Annotated in this window: 20 protein-coding genes, 2 tRNA genes and 1 pseudogene; 11 read left to right on the forward strand and 12 right to left on the reverse strand. The window is 68.3% G+C overall.

Annotation, left to right across the window (positions count from 1 at the left end):
• Positions 1-70 precede the first annotated feature (70 nt).
• From CCUG20998_RS29125 to CCUG20998_RS26525, 6 genes are all read left to right on the forward strand, one after another.
• Positions 71-3,310 carry a PE family protein gene (locus CCUG20998_RS29125; protein WP_116269167.1) on the forward strand — a complete coding sequence of 1,080 codons (3,240 nt, stop codon included), beginning with the start codon at positions 71-73 and terminating at the stop codon, positions 3,308-3,310.
• An 82-nt stretch (positions 3,311-3,392) separates the two neighbouring features.
• A complete protein-coding gene (locus tag CCUG20998_RS26505; protein ID WP_020731022.1) occupies positions 3,393-4,445 on the forward strand; it encodes a phosphotransferase family protein in 1,053 nt (350 codons plus the stop codon).
• Position 4,446: 1 nt separating this feature from the next.
• A complete protein-coding gene (locus CCUG20998_RS26510) occupies positions 4,447-5,211 on the forward strand; it encodes an SDR family NAD(P)-dependent oxidoreductase (protein WP_020731023.1) in 765 nt (254 codons plus the stop codon).
• Positions 5,212-5,228: 17 nt separating this feature from the next.
• Positions 5,229-6,536: an acyl-CoA dehydrogenase family protein gene (locus CCUG20998_RS26515; RefSeq protein ID WP_020731024.1), complete on the forward strand. Its 1,308-nt coding sequence runs from the start codon at positions 5,229-5,231 to the stop codon at positions 6,534-6,536.
• The gene (locus tag CCUG20998_RS26520; RefSeq protein WP_020731025.1) at positions 6,533-7,135 is read left to right on the forward strand and encodes a TetR/AcrR family transcriptional regulator; all 603 of its coding nucleotides are present in this window, start codon (positions 6,533-6,535) and stop codon (positions 7,133-7,135) included. The genes CCUG20998_RS26515 and CCUG20998_RS26520 overlap by 4 nt, the downstream gene beginning before the upstream one ends.
• Positions 7,136-8,104 carry an NADPH:quinone oxidoreductase family protein gene (locus tag CCUG20998_RS26525; protein ID WP_020731026.1) on the forward strand — a complete coding sequence of 323 codons (969 nt, stop codon included), beginning with the start codon at positions 7,136-7,138 and terminating at the stop codon, positions 8,102-8,104.
• 6 nt (positions 8,105-8,110) lie between these two features.
• Here the strand turns inward: CCUG20998_RS26525 and CCUG20998_RS26530 are convergent, their stop codons facing one another.
• Positions 8,111-9,991: an alkyl/aryl-sulfatase gene (locus CCUG20998_RS26530; RefSeq protein WP_012396819.1), complete on the reverse strand. Its 1,881-nt coding sequence runs from the start codon at positions 9,989-9,991 to the stop codon at positions 8,111-8,113.
• Positions 9,992-10,170: 179 nt separating this feature from the next.
• Here CCUG20998_RS26530 and CCUG20998_RS26535 point away from each other — a divergent pair, with 179 nt between their 5' ends.
• Complete coding sequence (locus tag CCUG20998_RS26535; RefSeq protein ID WP_015357568.1) at positions 10,171-10,656, forward strand: lipoprotein LpqH; 486 nt, start codon at positions 10,171-10,173, stop codon at positions 10,654-10,656.
• A 113-nt stretch (positions 10,657-10,769) separates the two neighbouring features.
• Here the strand turns inward: CCUG20998_RS26535 and CCUG20998_RS26540 are convergent, their stop codons facing one another.
• From CCUG20998_RS26540 to CCUG20998_RS26570, 8 genes and pseudogenes are all read right to left on the reverse strand, one after another.
• Positions 10,770-12,284, reverse strand: coding sequence for a sensor histidine kinase (locus CCUG20998_RS26540; RefSeq protein WP_036456781.1), 1,515 nt, complete (start codon positions 12,282-12,284; stop codon positions 10,770-10,772).
• Positions 12,262-12,966, reverse strand: coding sequence for a response regulator transcription factor (locus tag CCUG20998_RS26545; RefSeq protein WP_036456783.1), 705 nt, complete (start codon positions 12,964-12,966; stop codon positions 12,262-12,264). Before CCUG20998_RS26545 ends, CCUG20998_RS26540 begins: the two co-directional genes overlap by 23 nt.
• Positions 12,967-13,087: 121 nt before the next feature.
• Entirely contained in the window at positions 13,088-13,243 is a 156-nt protein-coding gene (locus CCUG20998_RS28040; protein WP_012396823.1) for a DUF6131 family protein, read from the reverse strand.
• 11 nt (positions 13,244-13,254) lie between these two features.
• Positions 13,255-13,506: a hypothetical protein gene (locus tag CCUG20998_RS28820; protein WP_081435809.1), complete on the reverse strand. Its 252-nt coding sequence runs from the start codon at positions 13,504-13,506 to the stop codon at positions 13,255-13,257.
• Positions 13,507-13,619: 113 nt separating this feature from the next.
• A complete protein-coding gene (locus CCUG20998_RS26555; protein WP_020731029.1) occupies positions 13,620-14,042 on the reverse strand; it encodes an MmcQ/YjbR family DNA-binding protein in 423 nt (140 codons plus the stop codon).
• 45 nt (positions 14,043-14,087) lie between these two features.
• Positions 14,088-16,493, reverse strand: a complete 2,406-nt coding sequence (locus tag CCUG20998_RS26560; RefSeq protein ID WP_020731030.1) for a PE family protein — start codon at positions 16,491-16,493, stop codon at positions 14,088-14,090.
• 784 nt (positions 16,494-17,277) lie between these two features.
• Positions 17,278-18,131: pseudogene (locus CCUG20998_RS29130) on the reverse strand (PE family protein); the annotation flags it as partial.
• A gap of 174 nt (positions 18,132-18,305) precedes the next feature.
• Entirely contained in the window at positions 18,306-19,250 is a 945-nt protein-coding gene (locus CCUG20998_RS26570) for a class I SAM-dependent methyltransferase (protein WP_020731033.1), read from the reverse strand.
• 124 nt (positions 19,251-19,374) lie between these two features.
• On the opposite strand from CCUG20998_RS26570, the gene CCUG20998_RS26575 reads away from it, so the two are divergent.
• On the forward strand, positions 19,375-19,722 hold the full coding sequence (locus tag CCUG20998_RS26575) for a nuclear transport factor 2 family protein (protein WP_020731034.1): 348 nt from the start codon (positions 19,375-19,377) through the stop codon (positions 19,720-19,722).
• A 5-nt stretch (positions 19,723-19,727) separates the two neighbouring features.
• Positions 19,728-20,756 carry a phosphotransferase family protein gene (locus CCUG20998_RS26580; RefSeq protein WP_036456784.1) on the forward strand — a complete coding sequence of 343 codons (1,029 nt, stop codon included), beginning with the start codon at positions 19,728-19,730 and terminating at the stop codon, positions 20,754-20,756.
• Between the two features lie 105 nt (positions 20,757-20,861).
• Here CCUG20998_RS26580 and CCUG20998_RS26585 read toward each other — a convergent pair.
• Positions 20,862-20,934: transfer RNA gene (locus tag CCUG20998_RS26585), tRNA-Arg, on the reverse strand.
• 32 nt (positions 20,935-20,966) lie between these two features.
• Positions 20,967-21,055 (reverse strand) — tRNA-Ser (locus CCUG20998_RS26590).
• 86 nt (positions 21,056-21,141) lie between these two features.
• Between CCUG20998_RS26590 and CCUG20998_RS26595 the strand changes: the two genes are divergently transcribed.
• Both CCUG20998_RS26595 and CCUG20998_RS26600 read left to right on the forward strand, forming a co-directional pair.
• Complete coding sequence (locus CCUG20998_RS26595) at positions 21,142-22,227, forward strand: pyridoxal phosphate-dependent aminotransferase (RefSeq protein ID WP_036456785.1); 1,086 nt, start codon at positions 21,142-21,144, stop codon at positions 22,225-22,227.
• Positions 22,224-22,682, forward strand: coding sequence for a DUF4334 domain-containing protein (locus CCUG20998_RS26600; RefSeq protein WP_020731037.1), 459 nt, complete (start codon positions 22,224-22,226; stop codon positions 22,680-22,682). Before CCUG20998_RS26595 ends, CCUG20998_RS26600 begins: the two co-directional genes overlap by 4 nt.
• Before the next feature lie 25 nt (positions 22,683-22,707).
• On the opposite strand, the gene CCUG20998_RS26605 is transcribed toward CCUG20998_RS26600, so the two are convergent.
• Positions 22,708-23,292 carry a TIGR03086 family metal-binding protein gene (locus CCUG20998_RS26605; protein WP_012396833.1) on the reverse strand — a complete coding sequence of 195 codons (585 nt, stop codon included), beginning with the start codon at positions 23,290-23,292 and terminating at the stop codon, positions 22,708-22,710.
• Positions 23,293-23,295 lie beyond the last annotated feature (3 nt).

Raw genomic sequence — 23,295 nt, forward strand, 5'->3', positions numbered from 1 at the left:
AGTATCGCTGTGCTCACGGTGTGGTGATTGCGTGTTGGTGTTGGGCGAGCTACCAGTCGGGGAGACGGTCATGTCTTTTGTGTTTGCTAGCCCGGAGGTGTTGGGGGCCGCTGCCGCCCAGGCGGCGGTGATCGGCTCGGGTGTGCAGACCGCCGGGGCGTGGGCGGCGGGGCCGACCACGGCGTTGGCGGGAGCATTGGGCGCCGATGAGGTGTCGGTGGCGGTGGCCCAGCTATTTGATGGTCATGGGCAGGCCTATCAGGCGATCAGCGCGCAGGCGGCGGTGTTTCATGGCCGGTTCGTCGCGGCATTGAATGCGGCCGCGGATTCCTATGCCGGGGCCGAGGCGGCGGGGGTATCGGTGTTGCAGAGCGCCGGCGCCGATGTGATGGGCGCCCTCAATGCCCCGACGATGGCCTGGTTGGGGCGCCCGCTTATCGGTGATGGCGCCAATGGGGTGGATGGCACCGGAGGCAATGGCGGTGCCGGCGGCCTGTTGTGGGGCAATGGGGGTCGGGGCGGATCGGGAGCGGCCGGTCAGGCCGGGGGCCGTGGGGGTAGCGCCGGGTTGATCGGTACCGGTGGTGCTGGCGGGGCCGGCGGGGCCTCCGCGAGCGGGGCCGGCGGTGTCGGGGGCGGCGGGGGCGCCGGCGGCTGGCTGTTCGGTGCTGGGGGCCAAGGCGGGACCGGCGGCAATGGCCTGACCACCGCCGGGGTGGGGGGTCATGGCGGCGGTACGGGGTTGTTCGGGGCCGGTGGGGCCGGTGGGGCCGGCGGCATCTCGGGTACGGGTGTGGGCGGTGGCGGCGGTCATGGCGGTAACGGCGGCTGGGTAGCCGGCGACGGTGGGGCCGGCGGGGCCGGGGGCACCTCCAACACTGGGGCCGGGGGCTCCGGTGGAGGCGCGGGCCGAGGCGGCTGGGTGTTCGGTGATGGCGGGGCCGGCGGGGCCGGCGGGGACGGCGCCACCGGCGCGGCGGGCGCCCAGGGTTTGACCGGACAAACCGGCCAGACCGGACACGACGGCGGGGCCGGCGGGGCGGGCGGGGCCGGTGGCCGAGGCGGCTGGCTGTTCAGTGCCGGCGGCGACGGTGGGGCCGGCGGGGCCGGCGGTGCCGGCGGTGCGGGCGGAGCCGGAGGCGCGGGCGCAACCGCGACGACCGCCGGGACCAGCGGCGGCAACGGCGGTAACGGCGGGGCCGGCGGGACCGGCGGTGATGGCGGTACGGGCGGAGCCGGCGGAGCCACCGGCTGGTTCGGCAGCACCGGGACAACCGGGGCCGGCGGTAACGGCGGCACCGGCGGTAACGGAGCGATCGCTGGCAACGGCGGCGCCGGCGCCAACGGTGATGGCCTCCACCTCGACGGCGGCAACGGCGGCAACGGCGGTAACCCCGGCGCCGGCGGCGCCGGCGGGACCGGCGGGACTGGTTCGCGCACCGGCGCCCACGGCCTGGCCGGCACCACCCCCACCACCAACGCCGGCGACGGCGGGCGCGGCGGAGACGGCTACACCTCCACCGACCCCACCCTCAACGGCGGCAACGGCGGCAACGGCGGAAACGGCGGCGACTACGGCAACGGCGGCGCCGGCGGCAACGGCGGCAACGGCGCCACCGGCGCCCTCGGGACCGCGCCGCCCGCCGCTGGTGATCCCGGCGGCAACGGCGGCAACGGCAGCAACGGCGGCAACGGCGGAGCCGGCGGCACCGGCGGCCTGATCGCCGGTGACGGCGGGGCCGGCGGGCACGGCGGGGGCGGCGGGGGCGGCGGTAACGGGGCGGCCGGGGCCAACGGCACCAACGCCACCACCGCCGGCACCAACGGCGGAAACGCCGGAGCCGGCGGCAACGGCGGCAACGGCGGAACCGGCGGCAACGGCGGCGCCGGCGGGGCCGCAACCCACGGCAGCGCGGGCGCCAACGGGGCCGGCGGGGCCGGCGGTAACGGCGGCGACGGCGCGATCGCCGGTGACGGCGGCACCGGCGCCACCGGTGACGCCACCCACCTCGACGGCGGCAACGGCGGCAACGGCGCCAACCCCGGCATCGGCGGACTCGGCGGGGCCGGCGGCACCGGCGGGGACGGCACCACCCCCGCCGCCCACGGCACCAACGGCACCACCCCCACCACCACCAACGGCAGCGGCGGACGCGGCGGAGACGGCTACACCTCCACCGACCCCACCCTCAACGGCGGCAAAGGCGGCACCGGAGGCAACGGCGGCGACTACGGCAACGGCGGAAACGGCGGAAACGGCGGCAACGGCGCCACCGGCACCACCGGCACCAACCCCACCCCCCACCCCGTCACCAGCACCGCCAACCCCGGAACCGACGCGTCCGGCAATCAAACCCTCTTCAACGGCGGCACCGGCGACAACGGCGCCTACGCCGGCCAAGCAGGCGGCACCGGCGGCAACGGCTACGCCGACTTCGACCAGCCCTTCGGCGGTAACGGTGGCGACGGCGGCAGCGGCGGACCCGGCACCATCGGCGGCACCGGCGGAACAGGCGGCTACGCCGCAATCGCCGGCGGCTGGGGCGGTGACGGTGGGGCAGGCGGCGACGGCGGCGGCGCCGGCGGAAACGGCGGCAACGGCGGCCTCGGGTTAGGCACCTCCGTCTTACCCGGCCAGGGCGGCGAGGGCGGCAACGGCGGCAACGGCGGCAACGGCGGCGGCACCGGCGGAACAGGCGGCAACGGCGGAAACGGCTTTCACGGCCCTGGCGGCGCGGCCGGTGACGGCGGGACCGGCGGTATCGGCGCCACCGGAGGCGACGGCAGCAACGGCGGAGCAGGCGGGGCCGGCGGCACCGGCGGCCTCTACGGCGACGGCGGCAACGGCGGAACAGGCGGCACCGGCGGAAACGGCGGCATCGGGGCTACCGGAGGCACCGGCGGAGACGGCGGCATTGGCGGGAGCAGCGAGGCAGGGGCGGCCGCAGTTGGCGGAGATGGCGGTGACGGCGGCACCGGAGGCACCGGCGGAAACGGCGGCAACGGCGGGGACGGCGGGGCCGCGGGCGCCGGTGGCACCTACGGACAATCCGGCACCAACGGCACCGGCGGAGACGCCGGCAACGGCGGCAGCGGAGGCGACGGCGGCACCGGCGGCAACGGCGGCGCCGGAGGCGAAACCCCCTCAACCCAAAGCCCCGACGGTCAGCCCGGGGCAACCGGGGCGATGGGGGCTAGCGGCCAAGACGGCATCGCCGGCGCCACCCCCGGCACCGGCACCGGCGGACCCCCCGCCGGTGGACCCGACGGGAACGGGGGTGACGGCGGACCCGGCGTCCCTGGGCCCTAAGTGGCGATGCCCTGCTCGTCCCGGGCCCGCCCAACCGCAGTGAGAATGCTATTCTCCAAAATGAGAGTTTGGAGTGCGGCCGATGGAGACCAAAGGCGGTACCTCGCTGAATGCGGCCGTTCTGGGGCGCTGGCTGGATAGCAGCCATGCGCCCGGCAGCGGCGAGGAGCCCCTGCTCGCGCAGCTAGAGGGCGGTTCGCAGAACACGCTGTACCTGGTGCGCCGCGGCGATCAGAGCATGGTGCTGCGCATGCCCGGCCCGGGTGCCGACGCGACCCGCATTGACGGCTTGCTGCGCGAGATCCGGCTGGTAAGGGCCCTGTCCGGCACCGACGTGCCGCACGCAGAACTGATCGCTGCCGACGAGACCGGATCGGTGCTGGGCATGCCGTTCTACCTGATGAGGGCCATCGATGGATGGAGCCCGATGGACGGCGGGTGGCCCGCACCCTTCGACACCGACCTGCCAGCCCGCCGCGGGCTGGCGCTGCAACTCGTCGAAGGGGCGGCCAAACTGGGCCGGGTGGACTGGCGCGGCCAGGGCCTGGAAGGCTTCGGCCGCCCGGACGGATTCCATGAGCGCCAGGTCGACCGGTGGCTGCACTTTCTCGCGGCCTACCAGGTGCGCGAACTGCCCGGGCTGGACGCGGCCTCGGACTGGTTGCGCCGCAACCGGCCGGCGCATTACACGCCGGGCATCATGCACGGCGACTACCAGTTCGCCAATGTCATGTTCGCCCACGGGGAACCCGCCCGACTGGCCGCGATTGTGGACTGGGAGATGACCACGATCGGCGACCCGCTGCTGGATCTGGCCTGGTCACTGCTGGGCTATGACGGTGAAGAGCCGCGCGCCGACGGGTTCTATCTGGACATGAGTGCCATGCCGAAGCGCAGCGAACTGCTCGAGCACTACGAGAAGGTCAGCGGGCTGTCCACCGACAACATCGACTACTACCTGGTGTTGGCGAACTGGAAACTGGGCATCGTGCTGGAGAAGACCTACGCCGCCGCCGTGCGCGCCGGGCCCCACACAGCCGGGGTGGATCCCAAGATCAAGGACGCGTTCGCTGCGATGATCCCCCGGCTGATCGCCACCGCCGCCGAGCTGGCCCGCGCAACCAAGGCGCGTTGAAATGGGTTATGCCGACCAGCTTTTCGACCTCACCGACCACGTTGTCCTGATCACCGGGGGCAGCCGCGGCCTGGGCCGGCAGATGGCCTTTGCGGCGGCACGCTGCGGCGCCGACGTGGTGATCGCCAGCCGCAACCTGGATAACTGCGTGGCCACCGCCACCGAGATCGAGTCCGAGACCGGGCGCTCCGCCCTGGCCTATCAAGTGCATGTGGGGCGCTGGGATCAGCTCGACGGGCTGGTCGCGGCGTCCTACGAACGCTTCGGCAAGATCGACACACTGATCAACAACGCGGGCATGTCGCCGCTCTACGACAAGCTGAGCGACGTCACCGAGAAGCTGTTCGATGCGGTGCTCAACCTCAACCTCAAGGGCCCGTTCCGGCTCTCGGCGTTGGTCGGTGAGCGGATGGTGGCCGCCGGCACAGGCTCCATCATCAACGTGAGTTCGGCCGGTTCGCTGCGCCCGAGCGCCGACATCATTCCCTATGCCGCGGCAAAGGCCGGGCTCAACGCGATGACCGAGGGCCTGGCGCGGGCATTCGGACCGACGGTGCGCGTCAACACATTGATGGCCGGGCCGTTTCTGACCGATGTCAGCAAGGCCTGGAACCTCGAAGCGGCCACGCAGAATCCATTCGGCCACCTAGCCCTGCGGCGCGCCGGAAACCCACCCGAAATCGTCGGAGCGGCATTGTTTCTGGCTTCTGACGCGTCCAGTTTCACCACCGGATCGATCTTGCGCGCCGACGGCGGCATTCCCTGAAAGACAGGAGCACGCGAATGCCTTGGGACTTCTCCACCGAACCGGAGTTCGAGAAGAAGCTCGACTGGATCCGCGGGTTCGTGCGCGAGGAGGTGGAACCGCTCGAGGTGGTGTTCCCCGGCTGCGAGTTCCTGCCGCTCAACGATGAACGCCGCCGCGTCGTGGATCCCCTCAAACAACGAGTTCGCGACGAAGGCTTGTGGGCCCCACATTTGGGTCCGGAACTCGGCGGGCAGGGCTTTGGCGCGGTGAAACTGACCCTGATCAACGAGATCCTGGGACGCAGCCCCTGGGCTCCGATCGTGTTCGGCACCCAGGCACCCGACACCGGCAACGCGGAGATCATTGCGCGGTTTGGCACCCAGGATCAAAAGGACCGCTACCTGCAGGGCTTGCTGTCCGGCGAGATCTTCTCCTGCTTCTCCATGACCGAGCCGCAGGGCGGTGCCGATCCGCGCGTCTTCACCACCCGCGCCGTCCGCGACGGTGACGATTGGGTAATCAGCGGCCGCAAGTATTTCTCGTCCAACGCCTCGGTCGCATCGTTTTTCATCGTCGTCGCGATCACCAATCCGGATGTGGCCGTTCACCACGGAGCGTCGACGTTCCTGGTCCCGGCTGGAACCAAGGGCTTGACCATCGAAGCCAACCACCACCTGGTCGGCGCCCTGCCACACGAACCGGGTCACTCCCTGGTGCACTACGACGACGTTCGAGTCGGTGCGGATGCGCTGCTCGGGGAACCGGGGCAGGGATTTCTGATCCTGCAAACCCGCCTGGCCGGTGGCCGGCTGCATCACGCGATGCGCTCCATCGGGGTGGCGCAGCGTGCGGTCGAGATGATGTCACGTCGAGCGAAAAGTCGATTCACCCAGGGCAGTTCGCTGGCCGATAAGCAGTTGGTGCAAGCGTTCATCGCCGACTCCTACACCGAGCTGATGCCGTTCCGGCTGGCGGTGCTGCACGCGGCCTGGATGATCGACACCGCCGGCGAGCACGCGGCGCGCGCCGAGATCGGCGCCTGCAAGATCCTGGCATCCCAAGTGCTCAAATCGATTGGTCTGCGTGCCATCCAGGTGCACGGCGCGCTGGGCACCACCGATCAGCTACCGCTGGTCAGCGTGCTACTCGGCGGTGTTGCGCTGGGGCTGGCAGACGGCCCCACCGAAGCCCACAAGGTGAACCTGGCGCGGATGCTGCTGAAGAACTACGAGCCCGAAGACCCGCAGTGGCCCAGCGAATCACTGACCGTCCGGCAAGCGGCCGCCCGCGCCAAGTACGGCCAACTCGTCGACCGTGTTCCGGCCCTTCCCGATTCACCGTGAGCGATCGAGTCACCGCCGCAGTCGAGCGCGCGCTCGATGACCGCCAGCGCGAGGCCACCGAGGAAGTGGAGCGCATTCTCGCCGCCGCGGTGCGGGTGATGGAACGCGCCGCTCCCGAACCTCCGCGGGTCAGCGACATCGTCGCCGAGGCCGGTTCGTCGAACAAGGCGTTCTATCGGTATTTCGCCGGCAAGGACGATCTGATCCTGGCCGTGATGGAGCGCGGTGTCGCCATTGTGGTGTCCTACCTGGAACATCAGATGGCCAAGGAGTCACGCCCGGACACCAAGATCGCGCGCTGGATCGAGGGCACGCTGGCCCAGGTTGCCGACCCACACCTGATCAGCATGAGTCGCGCGGCCGCCGGGCAACTGTCGACTTGGCTTGCGACCGACCGGGAAATGCTGCGACCGCTGCGTGATCTACTCACCGCACCGGTGACCGCACTGGGCAGCTCCGACGTGGATCGTGACGTCGAGGCGGTCTACGGTTGCACGGTTGCGACGATGCGCAGGTACGTGGGTTCGGCCGAGCGGCCCGGCCGAGACGACATCGAGCATCTCGTACGGTTCTGTCTGCTCGGGCTGGGGGTCAGTTGAATGCGCGCGATCGTCTGTAACGCCTACGGTCCACCGGAAGATCTGGTGCTAGACGAAGTTCCCGACCCCGTTCCCGCAACCGGTCAGGTGCTGGTGCGGGTTCGCGCCGCGGCGGTCAACTTTCCCGACGTGCTGTTCATCGCGGGCAAGTACCAGATCAAGATCCCACCCCCATTCATCCCCGGCAACGAGATCGCCGGCGAAGTCGTGAGCGTCGGCGGGGGCGTGACTCTGGTTCCGGGGCAACGCGTATTCGGCACGACATTCGGGGCGTTCGCCGAGTTGGCGCTGCTCGACGGGGCGGCGGCCGAACCCATCCCCGACGACGCCGACTTCGCGTCCGCCGCCGCGTTCGGCGTCACCTACCGCACCGCCTATCATGCGCTGCGCTCGGTAGCCCAAGTGTCGCAGGGCGATTGGGTCGTGGTGCTCGGCGCGGCAGGCGGTGTGGGCCTGGCCGCCGTCGATCTGGCGGTGGCGATGGGTGCCCGGGTGCTGGCAGCAGCATCCAGTCCGGAGAAGCTGGGTTTGTGCCGCCAGCGCGGCGCCGAGGCCGTCGTCGACTATGGCCAGGAGGACCTGAAGCTGCGAATCCGGGAACTGACCGGCGAGAGCGCCCGCGTCGTCCTCGATCCCGTCGGCGGATCGTACGCCGAACCCGCGCTGCGTGGCCTGGCCCGCGGGGGCATGTTCGTCACCCTGGGCTACGCGGCCGGATCCATTCCGGCCATTCCGCTCAACCTGGTGATGCTCAAGAACCTCACCATCCGCGGCATGGAGATCCGCACCTTCATGGGCGACTACCCCGACGAGTGCGCCCGCGATGTCGCAGAGCTGTCACAGATGTTCGCCGCTGGAAAGATCCGGCCGCACATCGGCGCCCGCTTCCCATTGGCCGACACGCCTGCCGCGCTGCGCTACGTCGCCGAACGCAAGGTGCTGGGCAAGGTGGTGATCGACGTCGCGTGATGGCCGCTAGGGCAGGATGATGTTGAAGTCGGGGTCCGGCTCATCGAGCACACCGGCCAGCGTCTGCAACACCGACTCGTCCCCGGAGACCTCGAGCCCGGGCGAGGTGACGTCGCCCATCGCCACGGCCAGCAGCCGAGACTTGTTCTGCAGCTTGACGGTTGCCGACGCCGTCGCTTCATCCGCGGCGACCTTGCGGTGCACCAACACACCATTGCTCAGCGCAAGCCGGTAGTTGGCGTTGAGATCCTCGAACGTCACATCGATGGTGAGGTCCAGGTCCCAGCTGCGCGGACCGTCGATGCGGATCGCCAGGCTGTCGAAGATCTGTTCCGGAGTCAGCTGGGTCAGCAGAGTCGGCGAGGTGGTTTGCACGGCGGTACCGAACTTGCCGTCGCGCAACTCGGCCGCGCCGCACAGGAAGAAGTTGCGCCACACCGCGTTCTCGGCGCCATAGGCCAGCTGCTCCAGGGTGTCGGCGTAGAGAGTCCGGGCCGCGGAATGCTCGCTGTCGGTGAACACCGCGTGATCGAGCAGCGTGGCCGCCCAGCGGAAGTCGCCGGAATCGAAAGCCTGCTGGGCGAGTTCGACCACCTGATCGATCCCGCCCATGGCCTCGACGTAGCGAGGCGCGAGCTCTTCGGGGGGATGCGGCCACAGCCGGCCGGGGTTGCCGTCGAACCAACCCATGTATCGCTGATAAACGGCTTTGACGTTGTGGTTGACCGACCCGTAGTAGCCGCGGGTATGCCAGGCCTGCTCCAATGCCGGCGGCATCTGGAACATTTCAGCGATCTCCACACCGGTGTAACCCTGGTTGAGCAGCCGCAGCGTCTGGTCATGCAGGTACGCGTAGAGGTCTCGTTGCAGCGCCAGGAATTCGACGATGCGTTCACGGCCCCAGGTCGGCCAGTGGTGGGATGCGAAGACCACGTCGGCGCGGTCGGCGAACGTATCGATCGCCTCGGTGAGGTAGCCCGACCATGCGTGCGGGTCACGCACCAGCGCGCCGCGTAGCGTCAGCAGGTTGTGCAGATTGTGGGTGGCGTTTTCGGCCATGCACAGGGCGCGGAACTTCGGGAAATAGAAGTGCATCTCGGCGGGGGCTTCGGTGCCCGGCGCCATCTGGAATTCGATCTCCACGCCGTCGATGGTGTGTTTTTCCCCGGTCGAACGGATGTCGACAGTCGGGTTGATGATGGCGACCTCGCCGGTCGATGGCGTCTGGCCGAGCCCGCAGCCCACTTGCGCCTGTGGTCCACGTTCGAGCAATGTGCCGTACATGTAGGTCGCACGGCGGGTCATCGCCGGTCCCGCGTAGACGTTCTCCTGAACGGCATGCTCGGTGAAGCCTTGCGGGGCGAGCACCTTCACCTTGCCCGCGTCCACGTCGTCCTGGGAGGTGACGCCGAGCACTCCGCCGAAATGATCGACGTGACTGTGGGTATAGATCACCGCGACCACCGGCCGGTCCGCATCGCGGTGGGCGCGGTACAGGGTCAACGCGGCGGCCGCGACCTCGGTGGATACCAAGGGGTCGATGACGATGATTCCGGTGTCACCCTCGACAAAGGTGATGTTTGACAGGTCGAATCCGCGAACCTGGTAGATGCCCGGCACGACTTCGTACAAGCCTTGTTTGGCAGCCAGTGTCGATTGGCGCCACAGACTGGGATGCACCGATGTGGGCGCGGGGCCGTCGAGAAACGAATACGCGTCGTTGTCCCACACGACTCGGCCGTCGGCGGCCTTGATGACGCACGGGGTCAAGGCCGCGATGAAGCCACGGTCAGCGTCGTCGAAATCTCGGGTGTCCTGTAGCGGTAGGGAGTGTTCGCCATGAGCCGTTTCGATCGCCGCGGTAGGGGGTTTGTGGTCCACCGGCACTACATTGCCATCAGCATCACCGTCGTCGATAGGCCGGTGCAGCGACTTTGCGCGGCGATGTGCCAGCGAACTCGGAAATATTTTTCTCGCGGTCCCTAGACCTCGGGTCCAGTTAACCCGCATACTGCCGAAGCGGTCCTCAATGCCGATGGCCGCTACACACGGGCAAAGGAGCACAGGTGAAGCGTGGACTGACGGTCGCGGTTGCCGGAGCGGCCATTTTTGTCGCGGGTCTTTCCGGATGTTCGAGCAACAAGTCGACCACAAGCGGTGGCGAAAGCTCGAGTACGGGCTCGACATCAGCAAGCACCGGAGGCGGTCAAGCCTCCGGCACAAAGGTCCTCATCGATGGGCAAGACCAGCACGTGACCGGCTCCGTCGTATGCACGACGGCCGCGGGCAACGTCAACATCGCGATCGGTGGAGCAGCCACCGGTATCGCCGCGGTGCTCACCGACGCCAACCCCCCGGAGGTCAAGTCGGTCGGGCTCGGCAACGTCAACGGCGTGACGCTGGGCTACACGTCGGGCACCGGCCAGGGCAACGCCTCGGCGACCAAGGACGGCAGCAGCTACAAGATCAGCGGCACGGCGACGGGGGTCGACATGGCCAACCCGATGTCCCCGGTGAACAAGCCGTTCGAAATCAACGTGACCTGCCCCTAGTCCGCCCACGGTGACGATGCGGGCCCAAGCGCCCGCGGTGGGCGGCCCAGCAATTCGGCTGGCCCAATGATCAACAGCGTCCGCTGAGTTGCCGGGCTACTGCGGTCGGCAACTCAGCCGGGCGGCACGCCGGATCGTTGCCACGCGTCAAGTGGCAGCCGCACCGCAAACTCGGTGCGTCCGGGCGAGCTGTTGACGGTGATGGTGCCGTTGTGCGCCTTCACCACGGCCGCCACGATCGCCAGGCCCAGGCCGGTGCTGCCGCCCTTGCGGGAGCGGGAGGTATCACCGCGGGCGAACCGCTCGAATATCTCCGACTGCATCGCCTCGGGAATGCCCGGACCGTTGTCGATCACCTCCAGCACCACATGCGTCGGCCCACTACTGAGCCGGGTGGTGACGACGGCGCCGGGGCCGGTGTGGATACGAGCATTGGCCAGCAGGTTGGCGACGACTTGGTGTAGCCGTGCGGCATCGCCGGTGACGACTACCGGTTCTGCGGGCAGGTCAAGCTCCCACTGGTGATCCGGTCCGGCGATATGCGCATCGCTGACGGCATCGACCGCCAGCCGGGACATATCGACCGGCTCGCGTTCCAGCGGACGGCCGGAGTCCAACCGGGCCAGCAGCAACAGGTCCTCGACCAGACTGGTGATCCGCTCCGTCTCGGACCCCACCCGGCTCATCGCATGGGCGACCGCGGCACGGTCATCACCCATTCGTTGCGCCAGCTCGGTGTACCCGCGAATCGCGGCCAGCGGGGTGCGCAGCTCATGACTGGCGTCGGCGACGAATTGACGAACCCGCGTCTCGCTTGCCTGCCGGGTCGACAGTGCGGCGGCAATGTGATCGAGCATCCGGTTGAGCGCCGACCCAAGCTGACCCACCTCGGTGTCGGGGTTGGCGTCGGTCTCCGATACCCGCACCGGCAATTCGACTTCGCCGCGATCCAACGGCAAATCGACGACTTCCGTTGCGGTTTGGGCCACCCGGCGCAACGGGGCCAGTGCCCGCCGAATGATAATCGCGCCGGCGGTGGTGGCCGCGACCAATGCGACGATGGTGACGATGCCGAAAATGATCAGCATTCGGATCATGGTCGCGTCCACATCCGACATCGAAAGGCCGGTGACGATGAGTTCGTCACCGCGGCGGCTCAGGGCGGACACCACCCGGTAGCGGCCCAACCCATCGAGGTTCAGTGTCACCGGATCTTGGCTGCCGGCAACGGCCGCCAGCTGGGCCTGCGCCGTCGGGCTGATTTCGGCACGGTCCCCACTATTGGTCAGATACCCCGCAACGATCGCCTTGCCGTCCCTGACCACGGCGCCAACCATGCCGGCCGGCTGGCCCGGGGCATCCAGAAACCGCGGCCCGGGGCCGGGGCGCCAGTATCGGTGCTGGTGCCGCCAGAATCGATGGGACGACTCGGGGTACATCAACGCCGATCGATGCGACGTTCCGCCCAGTTGCCCGTCGAGCTGTGCGACCAGGTGGTGATGCAGCGCCAGTTCGGTTGCGGCGGTGATTCCCACACAAACAACGGCTAGGACGAGGATCTGCCCGACCAGCAGGCGCAGCCGAAGCGACCAGGCGCCCGGTCTCCTAACGAGCCGGTTTGAGGACATAACCTGCGCCGCGCAGCGTGTGAATCATGGGTTCGCGACCGTTGTCGATCTTCTTGCGCAGGTAGGAGATGTAGAGCTCGACGATGTTGGACCGGCCGCCGAAGTCATAACTCCATACCCGGTCCAGAATCTGCGCCTTACTCAGTACCCGCTTGGAGTTACGCATCATGAACCGTAGCAATTCGAATTCGGTTGATGTCAACGAAATCAGCTCGCCGGCGCGTGTCACTTCATGACTGTCCTCATCGAGCACCAGGTCCCCCACGACCAGCTGAGCCCCGCTGTCCACGGTGGTCACACCGGTGCGTCGCAGCAGCGCCCGCAGCCGCAGCACGACCTCCTCGATGCTGAACGGCTTGGTCACGTAATCGTCTCCGCCAGCGGTCAACCCGGCGATGCGATCCTCCACCGCATCCTTGGCCGTCAACAGCAGCACCGGCAGCGCTGGGTTCTCCTTACGCAAGCGATGCAGGACTTCCAGCCCGCTCATGTCGGGCAGCATCACGTCGAGTACGACGACGTCAGGGCGCTCGGCGCGGGCGGACGCGATCGCAGACGCTCCATCAGAGGCGGTGGCGATGTTCCAGCCCTCGTAACGCAGTGCCATTGACACCATCTCGGCCAGAACGGGTTCGTCATCGACGACCAACACGCTTACCGGTTGACCATCGGCGCGGCACATCACAACGCGCTCAGCCGAACTTCGGGGGGCGGTCACGGTTTCCAGTATCCGCTCCGGGCTAGGCCGAAGCTATGCCGTTGCTATGTGCAGGCTGTGAGAGGCGGGTGTGGAACTCCAGCGGTCAGTACCAATACCGCCGGCCGGCCACCGGGCGACCCACCGAGCCCATGACCCACAGCACCGCACCGATCACCAACAGGATGACACCAAGGGTGGTCAGCAAATGGATACCGAACACAAACCCCAGGATGAGCAGGATGGCACCGACGACGATCATGACGACTTCCTTTACATTGCGAGTGCGTGATCGATTGATTCCATTGCGCTAGGTTGCGGCAAATGGCAGTCCCTTACTTTCGGGTTGACGCCGAAGTAATTGAGTGGCCCAGCGAGCACCGTGACTGCAACGGTTCCCACTGAGGCACAGCTTGTTTGCTGACCCTTGAAGTAGCCTCGCTGCCATGTTGCGAATACTCCAATGAGCAACCATACGAGCACAATCGCCCCGACAACTCCGCGCCCACGCATGGTGACCTCCATTGTGTTCGAGAAAAATTCCCGCAGTTGCGTACATACCCGTTGTACTCGTGTCTAAACACTTTTGGGACACGAATTCCGGCCGCATTCAGCCCTACCCCAAGGCGTACCGGCGGCTAGGTTTTCTGGGCGCTTTGGGCGGCCAGCCACGTCTCGGCCCGCTTCTTGGAGGCGCGCGACAGCCAGGCGTCCTGAATGAGTTCGGCTAATTCGGTGGTGCCGATTTCGGCCAACCGACTGGCTCGCACCAGCACTGACAGATGCCCGTCGAAATGGGCCGTGGAAAAGAATGGCGACCCAGGATCCTGGATAAGCGCAAATTTGTCGCTTTCGGACTCCACCCAGAGCATGATCACGTCGGTATAGCGCTCCCCGCGGTCCGGATCGGCCGCGTCCGGTTGCGGGGTGCGAAAGAACACGAACGATTTGCCGCCCACCTGATAGATGGGGTTGCCTTTGGGCCCTTCCAGGCGTTTGACGTGCGGCATCGACGCGGCGATCCGATGGACGTCGTCAACCCGTGCGGGCCGATCAGCCATAGCGGGCAGCGTACCGACTCGGGCCGGTCGGCTCGCCGCTGCGCGCTAGCCCACGCTTCCGAAGAGCAGCCCGCCGGTACCAGCGGCGCCCTCGAGCCCCTGTTCACCATCGTTGCCTGGACCAGTGGGGGAGCCCGCTCCGCCGATGGCCCCGGACCCACCGGCACCGCCGTTGCCGATGAATTGGGCGGCCCCGCCGCTGCCGCCGCTGCCGCCGTTTCCGCCTGAGTAATAGCCTTGGAAGCTGTCCCCGCCGGCGCCTCCGGCGCCGCCCGCGCCGCCGTCGCCGAACCATCCGCCGCCGACACCACCGGCACCGCCCGCACCACCAGAACCGCCGAAACCGTTGACAAAGCCGGTGACCGTGTCATTGACGCCGTCTCCGCCGGCACCACCTTGCCCGCCGGTCCCGCCGGTCCCGATCAACGTCCCGCCGGCACCGCCGGCGCCGCCGTCCCCACCAGTGCCGGCGACGCCGTACCCGCCGAGCCCACCTGCCCCGCCGGCCCCGCCGGTCCCGCCGACTCCGAAGAGCCCGGCAGCTCCACCGCTGCCACCGGCACCACCGCCGGCCCCAAAGTCCGCCCCGGCGTATTGCGAGAAGGTGCCGTCATACGTGACGTAGCCATCCCCGCCGGCACCCCCGTCGCCGCCGGCACCCGCGGCGCCGAACAGCCAGCCACCACGGCCACCATTACCGCCAGCGCCGCCGACACCGGGACCGTAGCCAAGGGCGCCTCCCGCGCCACCCGATCCGCCGGCCCCACCGGCACCGAACAGCCCGGCCGCGCCACCGCTGCCGCCCATACCGCCGGTTCCGCCGCTATCGCCGTAGTACCCGTACGTGTTGCCGGAAGAATCGAGAACGGCGAAATCGTCACCGCCTGCTCCACCTTGGCCACCGGCCCCGGCATCACCGAACAGCATCCCGCCGGCCCCACCATTGCCCCCGTTACCCCCGTTGCCCGAATAGTCGTCGCCGTAGAGGCCGCCGGCACCACCCGCCCCGCCGGCCCCGCCGGCGCCAAACAACCCGGCAGCACCGCCACTGCCCCCGGCGCCACCGTTGCCACTCCAGTAACCGGTATACGGGCTGCCGGCTTGCCGCAGCAGGAACCCGTTACCACCGACTCCACCTTGCCCGCCGGCCCCGGCATCGCCGAAGATCCATCCGCCAGCTCCGCCATTGCCCCCGGCACCGCCGTCGCCGGCACCTTCGTAAACACTGAGCCCACCGGCCCCACCTGCTGCGCCGGCCCCGCCGGTACCGATCAACCCGGCAGCACCACCGCTGCCACCGGCTCCGCCGTTGCCACCGAAATAGCCGTCTAACACGCTGTTGGACTCATCCTCATAGGCCCCGGCCCCGCCGGCACCACCCTGCCCGCCGGCTCCGGCGTTGCCGAGAATCCATCCGCTGTGACCACCGTTGCCGCCAGCGCCTCCGTTGCCGCCACCACCGTTGTAATTACCGTTCAGCCCGCCGGCCCCGCCGGCACCACCGGCGCCACCGTCGCCGAACAGCCGAGAGGCTCCCCCTGCGCCGCCGGCGCCTCCGTTGCCGCCCACCCCACCGTTGTTCGCGGCGTTGCCGTCGCCGCCGTCCCCGCCGTGCCCGCCAGCCCCGGCGTTGCCGTTCATCCAGCCGCCGGCGCCGCCACTACCGCCGGCCCCACCGCTTCCGGCGCTCAGACCGGTGAGACCGGAACCGTTGTCATAACCGCCGGCGGCTCCCCCGGTACCACCGGCCCCACCCGCTCCACCCACACCAAACAAGCCGGCAGCTCCGCCCGCCCCGCCGGAACCACCGGCCCCACCGTTGAAGCCCACCGCGCTCGTGCCAATGCCCCCGCTCCCGCCGGAGCCGCCGGAGCCGTACAACCATCCGCCCGTCCCGCCGGCACCACCTGCCGCGCCGGCCCCGCCGGCCCCGCCCATCCCACCGTTGCCGATCAGGCCCGCAGCGCCGCCGGCCCCGCCGGCAACCCCGGCTGTGGTTTGAGAAAAGCCGTTGCCGCCATTGCCGTACAAGAACCCGCCGGCCCCGCCGTTTGGATTCGCCGCGGTCCCGGCGGCGCCATCGCCGATCAGTGGACGCCCCAACAACGTCTGGGTCGGTGCATTGATCACACCCAGCACCGTGTCTTCGAAGGCCTGCAACGGCGAGGTGCTGGCCGCCTCCGCGGCCGCGTAGGCGCCGCCCGCACCATTGATCGCCTGGATGAACTGCGCCTGAAATGCATTCGCCTGCAAGCTAATCGATTGGTAGGCCTGTCCATAGCCGGCGAACAGCGACGCCACAGCCGCCGAGACCTCATCGGCTCCAGCGGCCAGCATCCCGGTGGTCGGGACCGCCGCGGCCAGGTTGGCCGTGCTCAGCGCCGAGGCGATTCCTTCCAGATCGGTCGCCGCCGACGTCAGCAATTCTGGCGCCACCAAAAGGTATGACATTGCAGGCCTCCGCCACTCTTCGTTGAGTAATTAACGCAGACTAAAACACGCGATAGGAACTAATTCTGGAGTTTGGCAAATACGCTGCCCCGCCGGAAAGCGATAGGAGCGCACTATCGGCTCACCAAAGGTCTGCGCCGGCCGGCATTTGGTCCGACCCAGACCTGGATCGCTGTCGGTCAGCTCAGCCGAAAAACAGTCCTGGCGAACCATTCGAACCGGCAACGCCGTCATCGGCGGTTCCCCCGCCGCCGGTACCCCCTGGGCCCCCGGCTCCGCCGTGGCCGGCGAACTGAGCATCACCGCCGTTGCCGCCGTCACCACCATTCCCACCGGAGTGGTCGCCGCTTACCCCGCCGGCCCCGCCGAGGCCGCCGGCCCCGCCATTGCCGAAGACACCCGCGCCTCCACCGGCTCCACCGCCACCACCCACACCGCCGGCAAACTCCACCACGGTGAGGCGGCCGCTTGGGCTGATGTAGGTTCCAGCACCGCCGGATCCCCCTGGCCCACCGGCGCCGGCGTTGCCGAATAGCCACCCGCCGTGGCCACCGATTCCCCCATCACCACCGGTTCCCCCAGTGCCGAATAGGGAACCGATCGTGATTGTTGAACTAGAACTCGCGATGATGAAATCACCGTTGTCGGTAGCCCCGGCGAGCCCGCCGATGCCACCGGCACCACCCGCTCCGCCGTTGCCGGCGGAACCGGCCGTTGCGCTCCCACCCATGAACTCGACCACACCGGTGGCGCCGTCGGCATTTGTGGCGAGGAACCCGTCGCCGCCGCCACCGCCCTGTCCACCGGTACCTCCCGAGCCGTACAGCAGACCGCCATGGCCGCCATGGCCACCGGCGCCACCGGCGCCACCGGCGCCGGCGCTGATATCGACGACGCCTTGGGCACCGGCGTTCAGCCCACCGATCCCGCCGGAGCCACCCGCGCCTCCCGAACCGAAGAGCCCGGCGGCACCACCGACTCCCCCGCTCCCGCCATTGCCAACGCCAAGACCGTCCACCGCGGCCGCGCCAGCACCGCCTTGCCCGCCAGCACCGCCGTTGCCGCACAGCCACCCACCGCTGCCGCCGGCGCCGCCCGCGGCGCCGATTCCACCGTTCCCGCCGCTTCCGCCGTTGCCGATCAACCCGGCAGCGCCACCGGCGCCCCCGCTACCCCGGCCGTCGTTTCGGAGTAACCATTGCCGCCGTTGCCGTACAACAGCCCTCCCGCGCCACCGTTGGGGTCGGTCGCCGTCCCGGCGGCACCGTCGCCGATCAGCGGACGCCCGAAGATGGCCTGGGTGGGGCCATTGATCGCTGCGAGCAATTCCTGGCCGACGGCCTGCAGGGGGGTGGTGTTCGCCGCCTCGGCCGCGGCGTACGACCCGGCACCCGTTGTCATCAACTGGACAAACTGCTGATGGAAGGCTTCCGCCCGGGCAACCAACGCCTGATACTCCTGGGCGTGCCCGCCGAAGAGTGCGGCCACGGCCGTGGACGCTTCGTCAGCGCCGGCGGCCATCACCGTCGTTGTCGGCGCCGCGGCGGTCAGATTTGCTGCGCTGAGCGCCGAGCCGATGCGCTCCAGCTGGTTCGCGGCCGAAGCGACAAGATCTGGGGCCACCGCGATGTGAGGCATCTGAGACAACGCTGCCTCCATCCGTGGTCGGCAATCGTGGGCATTCCGGAAGCGCAGCCGATTACGTTGAGATCCCTAGACCGACTACTTTTCCATCCCAACCTAAGCCGGACCCGTGAGCGTCGTTCATCTCTTGGATAAATTGCGCATTAAATGCGTTCGGGCGTGCGCTAATCAGGCCACGGGCCGATGTGCGGACACGAAAAGGGTGGGCGGGACCGGTCCTTCGGCATCGTTGGGCACCGGACGCCCGTAGCGGGTCAGCAATTCGGCCGAGGTCGTGGCCGACGCGCGCCAGCCGTGCTCACCCAGCCAATCCGCGACCGGGGTGCGCTCTTCGGCGTACCAAAGGTCTTCGACGGCCGGCATCTGGATCTCCACCAGTCGGCCGGCCGCCGCTCGCATCCGCTGCATTTCCTCGTGTTGGCGGCGCACCAGATCGGGATCCAAGAAGCCTTCCTGGGGCACGTTCGTTGCCAGCCAGCTTCCGGCGGGGCTGAGTGCATCGATGCGCTCGAACAGCAGATCCTGAGCTTGAGCCGGAAGGTAGCGCACCAGCCCTTCGGCTGACCAGGCAGTCGGCTTCGAGGCGTCAAAACCGCTGTCCAACAAGGCCGCTGGCCAGTCCTGGCGCAGATCTATCGGGATGTTCACCAGTTGCGCCGTCGGCCGGGCACCGTGCTGGCGCAAGGTGGCGGACTTGAATTCGAGCACCCTGGGCTGATCAAGCTCGTATACGACGGTGCCGTCCGGCCACGGCAACCGCCAGGCGCGCGAATCCAGACCGGACGCCAGGATCACCACTTGCCGCACACCGGCGTCGGCCACACCCAGAAAGAACTCATCGAAGAATGCCGTCCGCGTCGCCATGAAGTCGATCATCTGGCGGACCCGAGCCCCCACCTGTGACTCGATTTCTGGTGCGCCGGCCAGCAAAGAGGGGTTGGCGAATATGCTCCACATGCCATCGCCGGCGGCGTCGACAAAGACTCGCGCGAACGGGTCCTCGATGAGGGGGTTCTCGCTCTCGGTCTCCGCGGCCCGGGCGGCTGCCACACCCAAGGCGGTGGCTCCCACGCTCTCGGTGATGGTCCAGGAATCATTGTCGGTTCGTGGCATTGCCAGCCTCCCAGGCAGAAATGGGTTCCTGCCATCCAGTCTTGCAGCCGCCGCGGGCCGTGGCCGCTCGCCGGGAGTGTCCTACGCTTTTTCCCAGAGGGTCTACAGGTTGCAAGGGAGCACCATGACACGGACGCCGCAGGAAGTATTCGCCCACCACGGCCGCGCGCTCGCCGCCGGTGACCTCGACGAGATCATCGCCGACTACGACGACGACTCCGTGCTACTGACCGCTGCGAGTGTCGCGCGCGGCAAGGATGCCATCCGCCAGGTGTTCGTCAAGTTGCTCGACGACCTGCCCGGGGCCACCTGGGACCTGAAATCCCAGGTCTTCGACGGCGACCTGTTGTTCCTGGAATGGGCCGCCGATTCCGCGCACCACCGGGTTGACGACGGCGTGGACACCTTCATCTTCGACGGCGGCATGATCCGGGCCCAAACGGTTCGATACACGCCACAAGCCAAGGGCTGACGCCGATGCACCCGGTGGATCCCGACGCGGTCGCGGAATGGATGTCCGGGCAGGGACTGGGTGAAGGTCCCTTGTACGACGTCTGCGCGGTCACCGGTGGAACACAGAACGTGATGCTGCGGTTCACCCGCTCCGGACGCGCCTACGTGCTGCGCCGCGGCCCCCGCCACCTGCGTCCGCGCAGCAACAGCGTGATCCTGCGCGAGACCAAGGTGCTTGCGGCGCTGGCCGGCACCGACGTTCCACACCCACGTTTGATCGCTGCCTGCCCGGACCCCACCGTGCTCGGTGATGCGGTCTTCTATCTGATGGAACCCGTCGAAGGCTTCAATGCCGGTGAGGGGCTGCCGCCGCTGCACGCCGGGGACGCGAGCATCCGGTTTCAGATGGGCCTGTCGATGGCCGACGCGCTGGCCAAGCTCGGCGCGGTCGACCATGCCGCCGTGGGTCTCGCCGACTTCGGCAAGCCGGCGGGATTTCTGGAACGCCAGGTGCCGCGCTGGCTTGCCGAACTGGAGTCCTATCGGCAGTACGACGGCTACCCGGGACCCGACATCCCCGGCATCGGGGAAGTGTCCGCCTGGCTGGACAGCCATCGCCCGACGGCGTGGACGCCCGGCATCCTGCATGGCGATTACCACATGGCCAATGTCATGTTCTCCCGCACCGGACCGGAGGTGGTGGCCATCTGCGATTGGGAGATGTGCACCATCGGTGACCCGCTGCTGGATCTGGGCTGGCTGCTGGCCACGTGGCGGCAGTCCGACGGGGCCAGCGTGTTCGGCCACGCCCTGGGCGCCCAAGACGGGTTGGCCAGTACCGACGATCTGCTGCAGCGATATGCGGCCAACACCACGCGAGATCTATCTCACATCACCTGGTACACCGTGCTGGCCTGCTTCAAGCTCGGCATCGTCATCGAGGGCACGCTGGCACGCGCCTGCGCGGGCCAGGCCGAGAAAGAAGTGGGCGATCAGCTCCATGCCGCCACGGTGCACCTGTTCGAACGGGCACTGGGGCTGATCGGCGCCTAGCCCGCAGCCCGGGTAGCGGCGCGGCGCCGACGCAGAAAAGCCCGAACCCCCATCGAGGGTTCGGGCCGATTCCCGCCAACTCAGATGTCCTTAGACATCACAGAGCGCGCCCGAAGGGATTCGAACCCCTAACCTTCTGATCCGTAGTCAGATGCTCTATCCGTTGAGCTACGGGCGCCGATGTTCAGTTGTGTCCCCGAAGGAACCGCGCGGAGGCGAGAGGATTTGAACCTCCGGTCCCCTTGAAGGGGGACAACTCATTAGCAGTGAGCCCCATTCGGCCGCTCTGGCACGCCTCCTTTGGACTTCCTGAGGGTACCCGACGCTGGGAACCCCCCGAGCCGCCGGAGGCTTAGCGTACACAGCCGCAACATATGCTGTCGAAGTGACCGCCCGCCTACGCCCCGTATTGGCCGGGTTGCCAGTCTACGTTCCCGGCAAAACAGTGCCGGGAGCCATCAAACTGGCCAGCAATGAGACGGTGTTCGGCCCCCTGCCCAGCGTGCGCGCGGCCATAGAACACGCCACCCAGTCGATCAACCGCTACCCCGACAACGGCTGTCTTGCGGTCAAGGCGGCGTTGGCCCGCCACGTCAGCTCGCTGAGCGCGGCGGACTTCGGCCCCGAGCACATCGCCGTCGGGTGCGGTTCGGTGAGTCTGTGCCAGCAGCTGGTGCAGATCACCGCCTCGGTGGGAGACGAGGTGATTTTCGGGTGGCGCAGCTTCGAGCTCTACCCACCCCAGGTGCAGGTGGCCGGCGCCACCGCCATCCAGGTGCCGCTGACCAACCACACCTTCGACCTCGAGGCGATGCTGGCCGCGGTGACCGAGCGCACCCGGCTGATCATCGTCTGCAACCCGAACAACCCGACGTCGACGGTGGTGCAGCCGGAGGCTCTCGCCGAGTTCGTTCGCTCGGTTCCGCCGCACATCCTGGTCGCCATCGACGAGGCCTACGTCGAGTACCTGCGCGACGGCACGGTTCCCGACAGCCCGCACCTGGTCCACACTCACAGCAACGTCGTGGTCTTGCGAACCTTCTCCAAGGCGTACGGCCTGGCGGGCCTGCGCGTCGGCTACGCGGTGGGGCAGCCCGACGTGATCGCCGCGCTGGACAAGGTCTACGTGCCGTTCACCGTGTCCAGCCTCGCCCAGGCCGCGGCCATCGCCTCGGTGCAGGCCGCCGATGAGCTGTTGGCCCGCACCGACGCGGTGGTGGCCGAACGCGGCAGGGTCAGCGCCGAACTGCGTGCCGCCGGCTTCACCGTGCCGCCGTCACAGGCCAACTTCGTGTGGCTGCCGCTGGAAGACCGGACCACCGACTTCGTCACACAGGCCGCCAAGGCGCACATCGTGGTCCGCCCTTACGGGGCCGACGGGGTGCGAGTCACCATTGCCGCTCCCGAAGAAAACGACGCCCTGCTGCGGTTCGCCCGCTGCTGGATCACCCACCGCGACGGTGCGCGATGAGCGCCCGTGACACGTTCACCGAGCTGAAGAACCGTATGGGTGCGATTCCGGATGCGGAGCTCGACGACTTCTGGGCGACCCTGGAACCGGCAACCATCGACGGCATGATCGGCGACTGGAAGGGCGGTGAGTTCGACACCGGTCACAAGATGAACGGACAGTTGGAAAAGGCCCGCTGGTTCGGCAAGACCTTCGCCTCGCCCACCGATGTGCAGCCACTGGTGTGCCTGGACGCCGATGGAAACAAGTTCTCCAACGTGGCAATGGGCAAGGGCGAGGCCAGCCTGTGGCTCGAGGACTTCCGGGGCGAAACCACCGCCACGATGGTCTACGACGGCCAGCCGGTGCACGACCACTTCAAGCGGATCGACGACGACGCGGTGATGGGCATCATGAACGGCAAAGGCGTTCTCGATAGCGGCCGCTATTACTACTTCTATCTGGAACGGGTGTAGGGCCGCGCCGAGGCGTCGAGGGTGCCTACCTGATCGGGTTGCGGCCGGTGAAGGCGACCAGCCGGTGCAGCCCGCTGACATCGTCGCCAACCTGGACCGGATCATCGAAGCCGGCGGCACCGCGTTCGTGCGGCTGGATCAGATTCTGCGCTAGACCCAGGACATAGTCGGCCAGCGAGTCCGGGACGTGAATGTCATGCCCCACCGCCGTCGCGTAGTCCCACGCGTGCACCAGGAATTCAATCGAGAACACCGAGACGGCCACCCTGGCGGGCATCGAGGCGGGGCCCAGCGGCACGTCGCCCTCCATGCCGCGGCGATGCCAGGCATCCAGTGCCGGACGCGCGGCGCTGACCACCTGACCTTCCGCCGAGGAGGTGTGGTCGCGCATCGTGAATTCGGCGCCGGCCATACCGCCGAGCACCACGATGGAGTTCAGCAAGTGCCCAGTCAGCCCGGACACGTCGTACTCGGGGCACGGCGTTGGCCGGAACAGGTCACCATCTCCGATCGGGTGCAGCACCTGCTGCAAGACCGCCAGGGCGCGTTCGGCGCTGGCCAGCTCGTCGGTCGGCGGAGAATCTGGTCCGGGTCGCAAATCAGAGGCCATATC

The organism is Mycobacterium marinum (assembly GCF_003391395.1).
Classification (GTDB): domain Bacteria; phylum Actinomycetota; class Actinomycetes; order Mycobacteriales; family Mycobacteriaceae; genus Mycobacterium; species Mycobacterium marinum.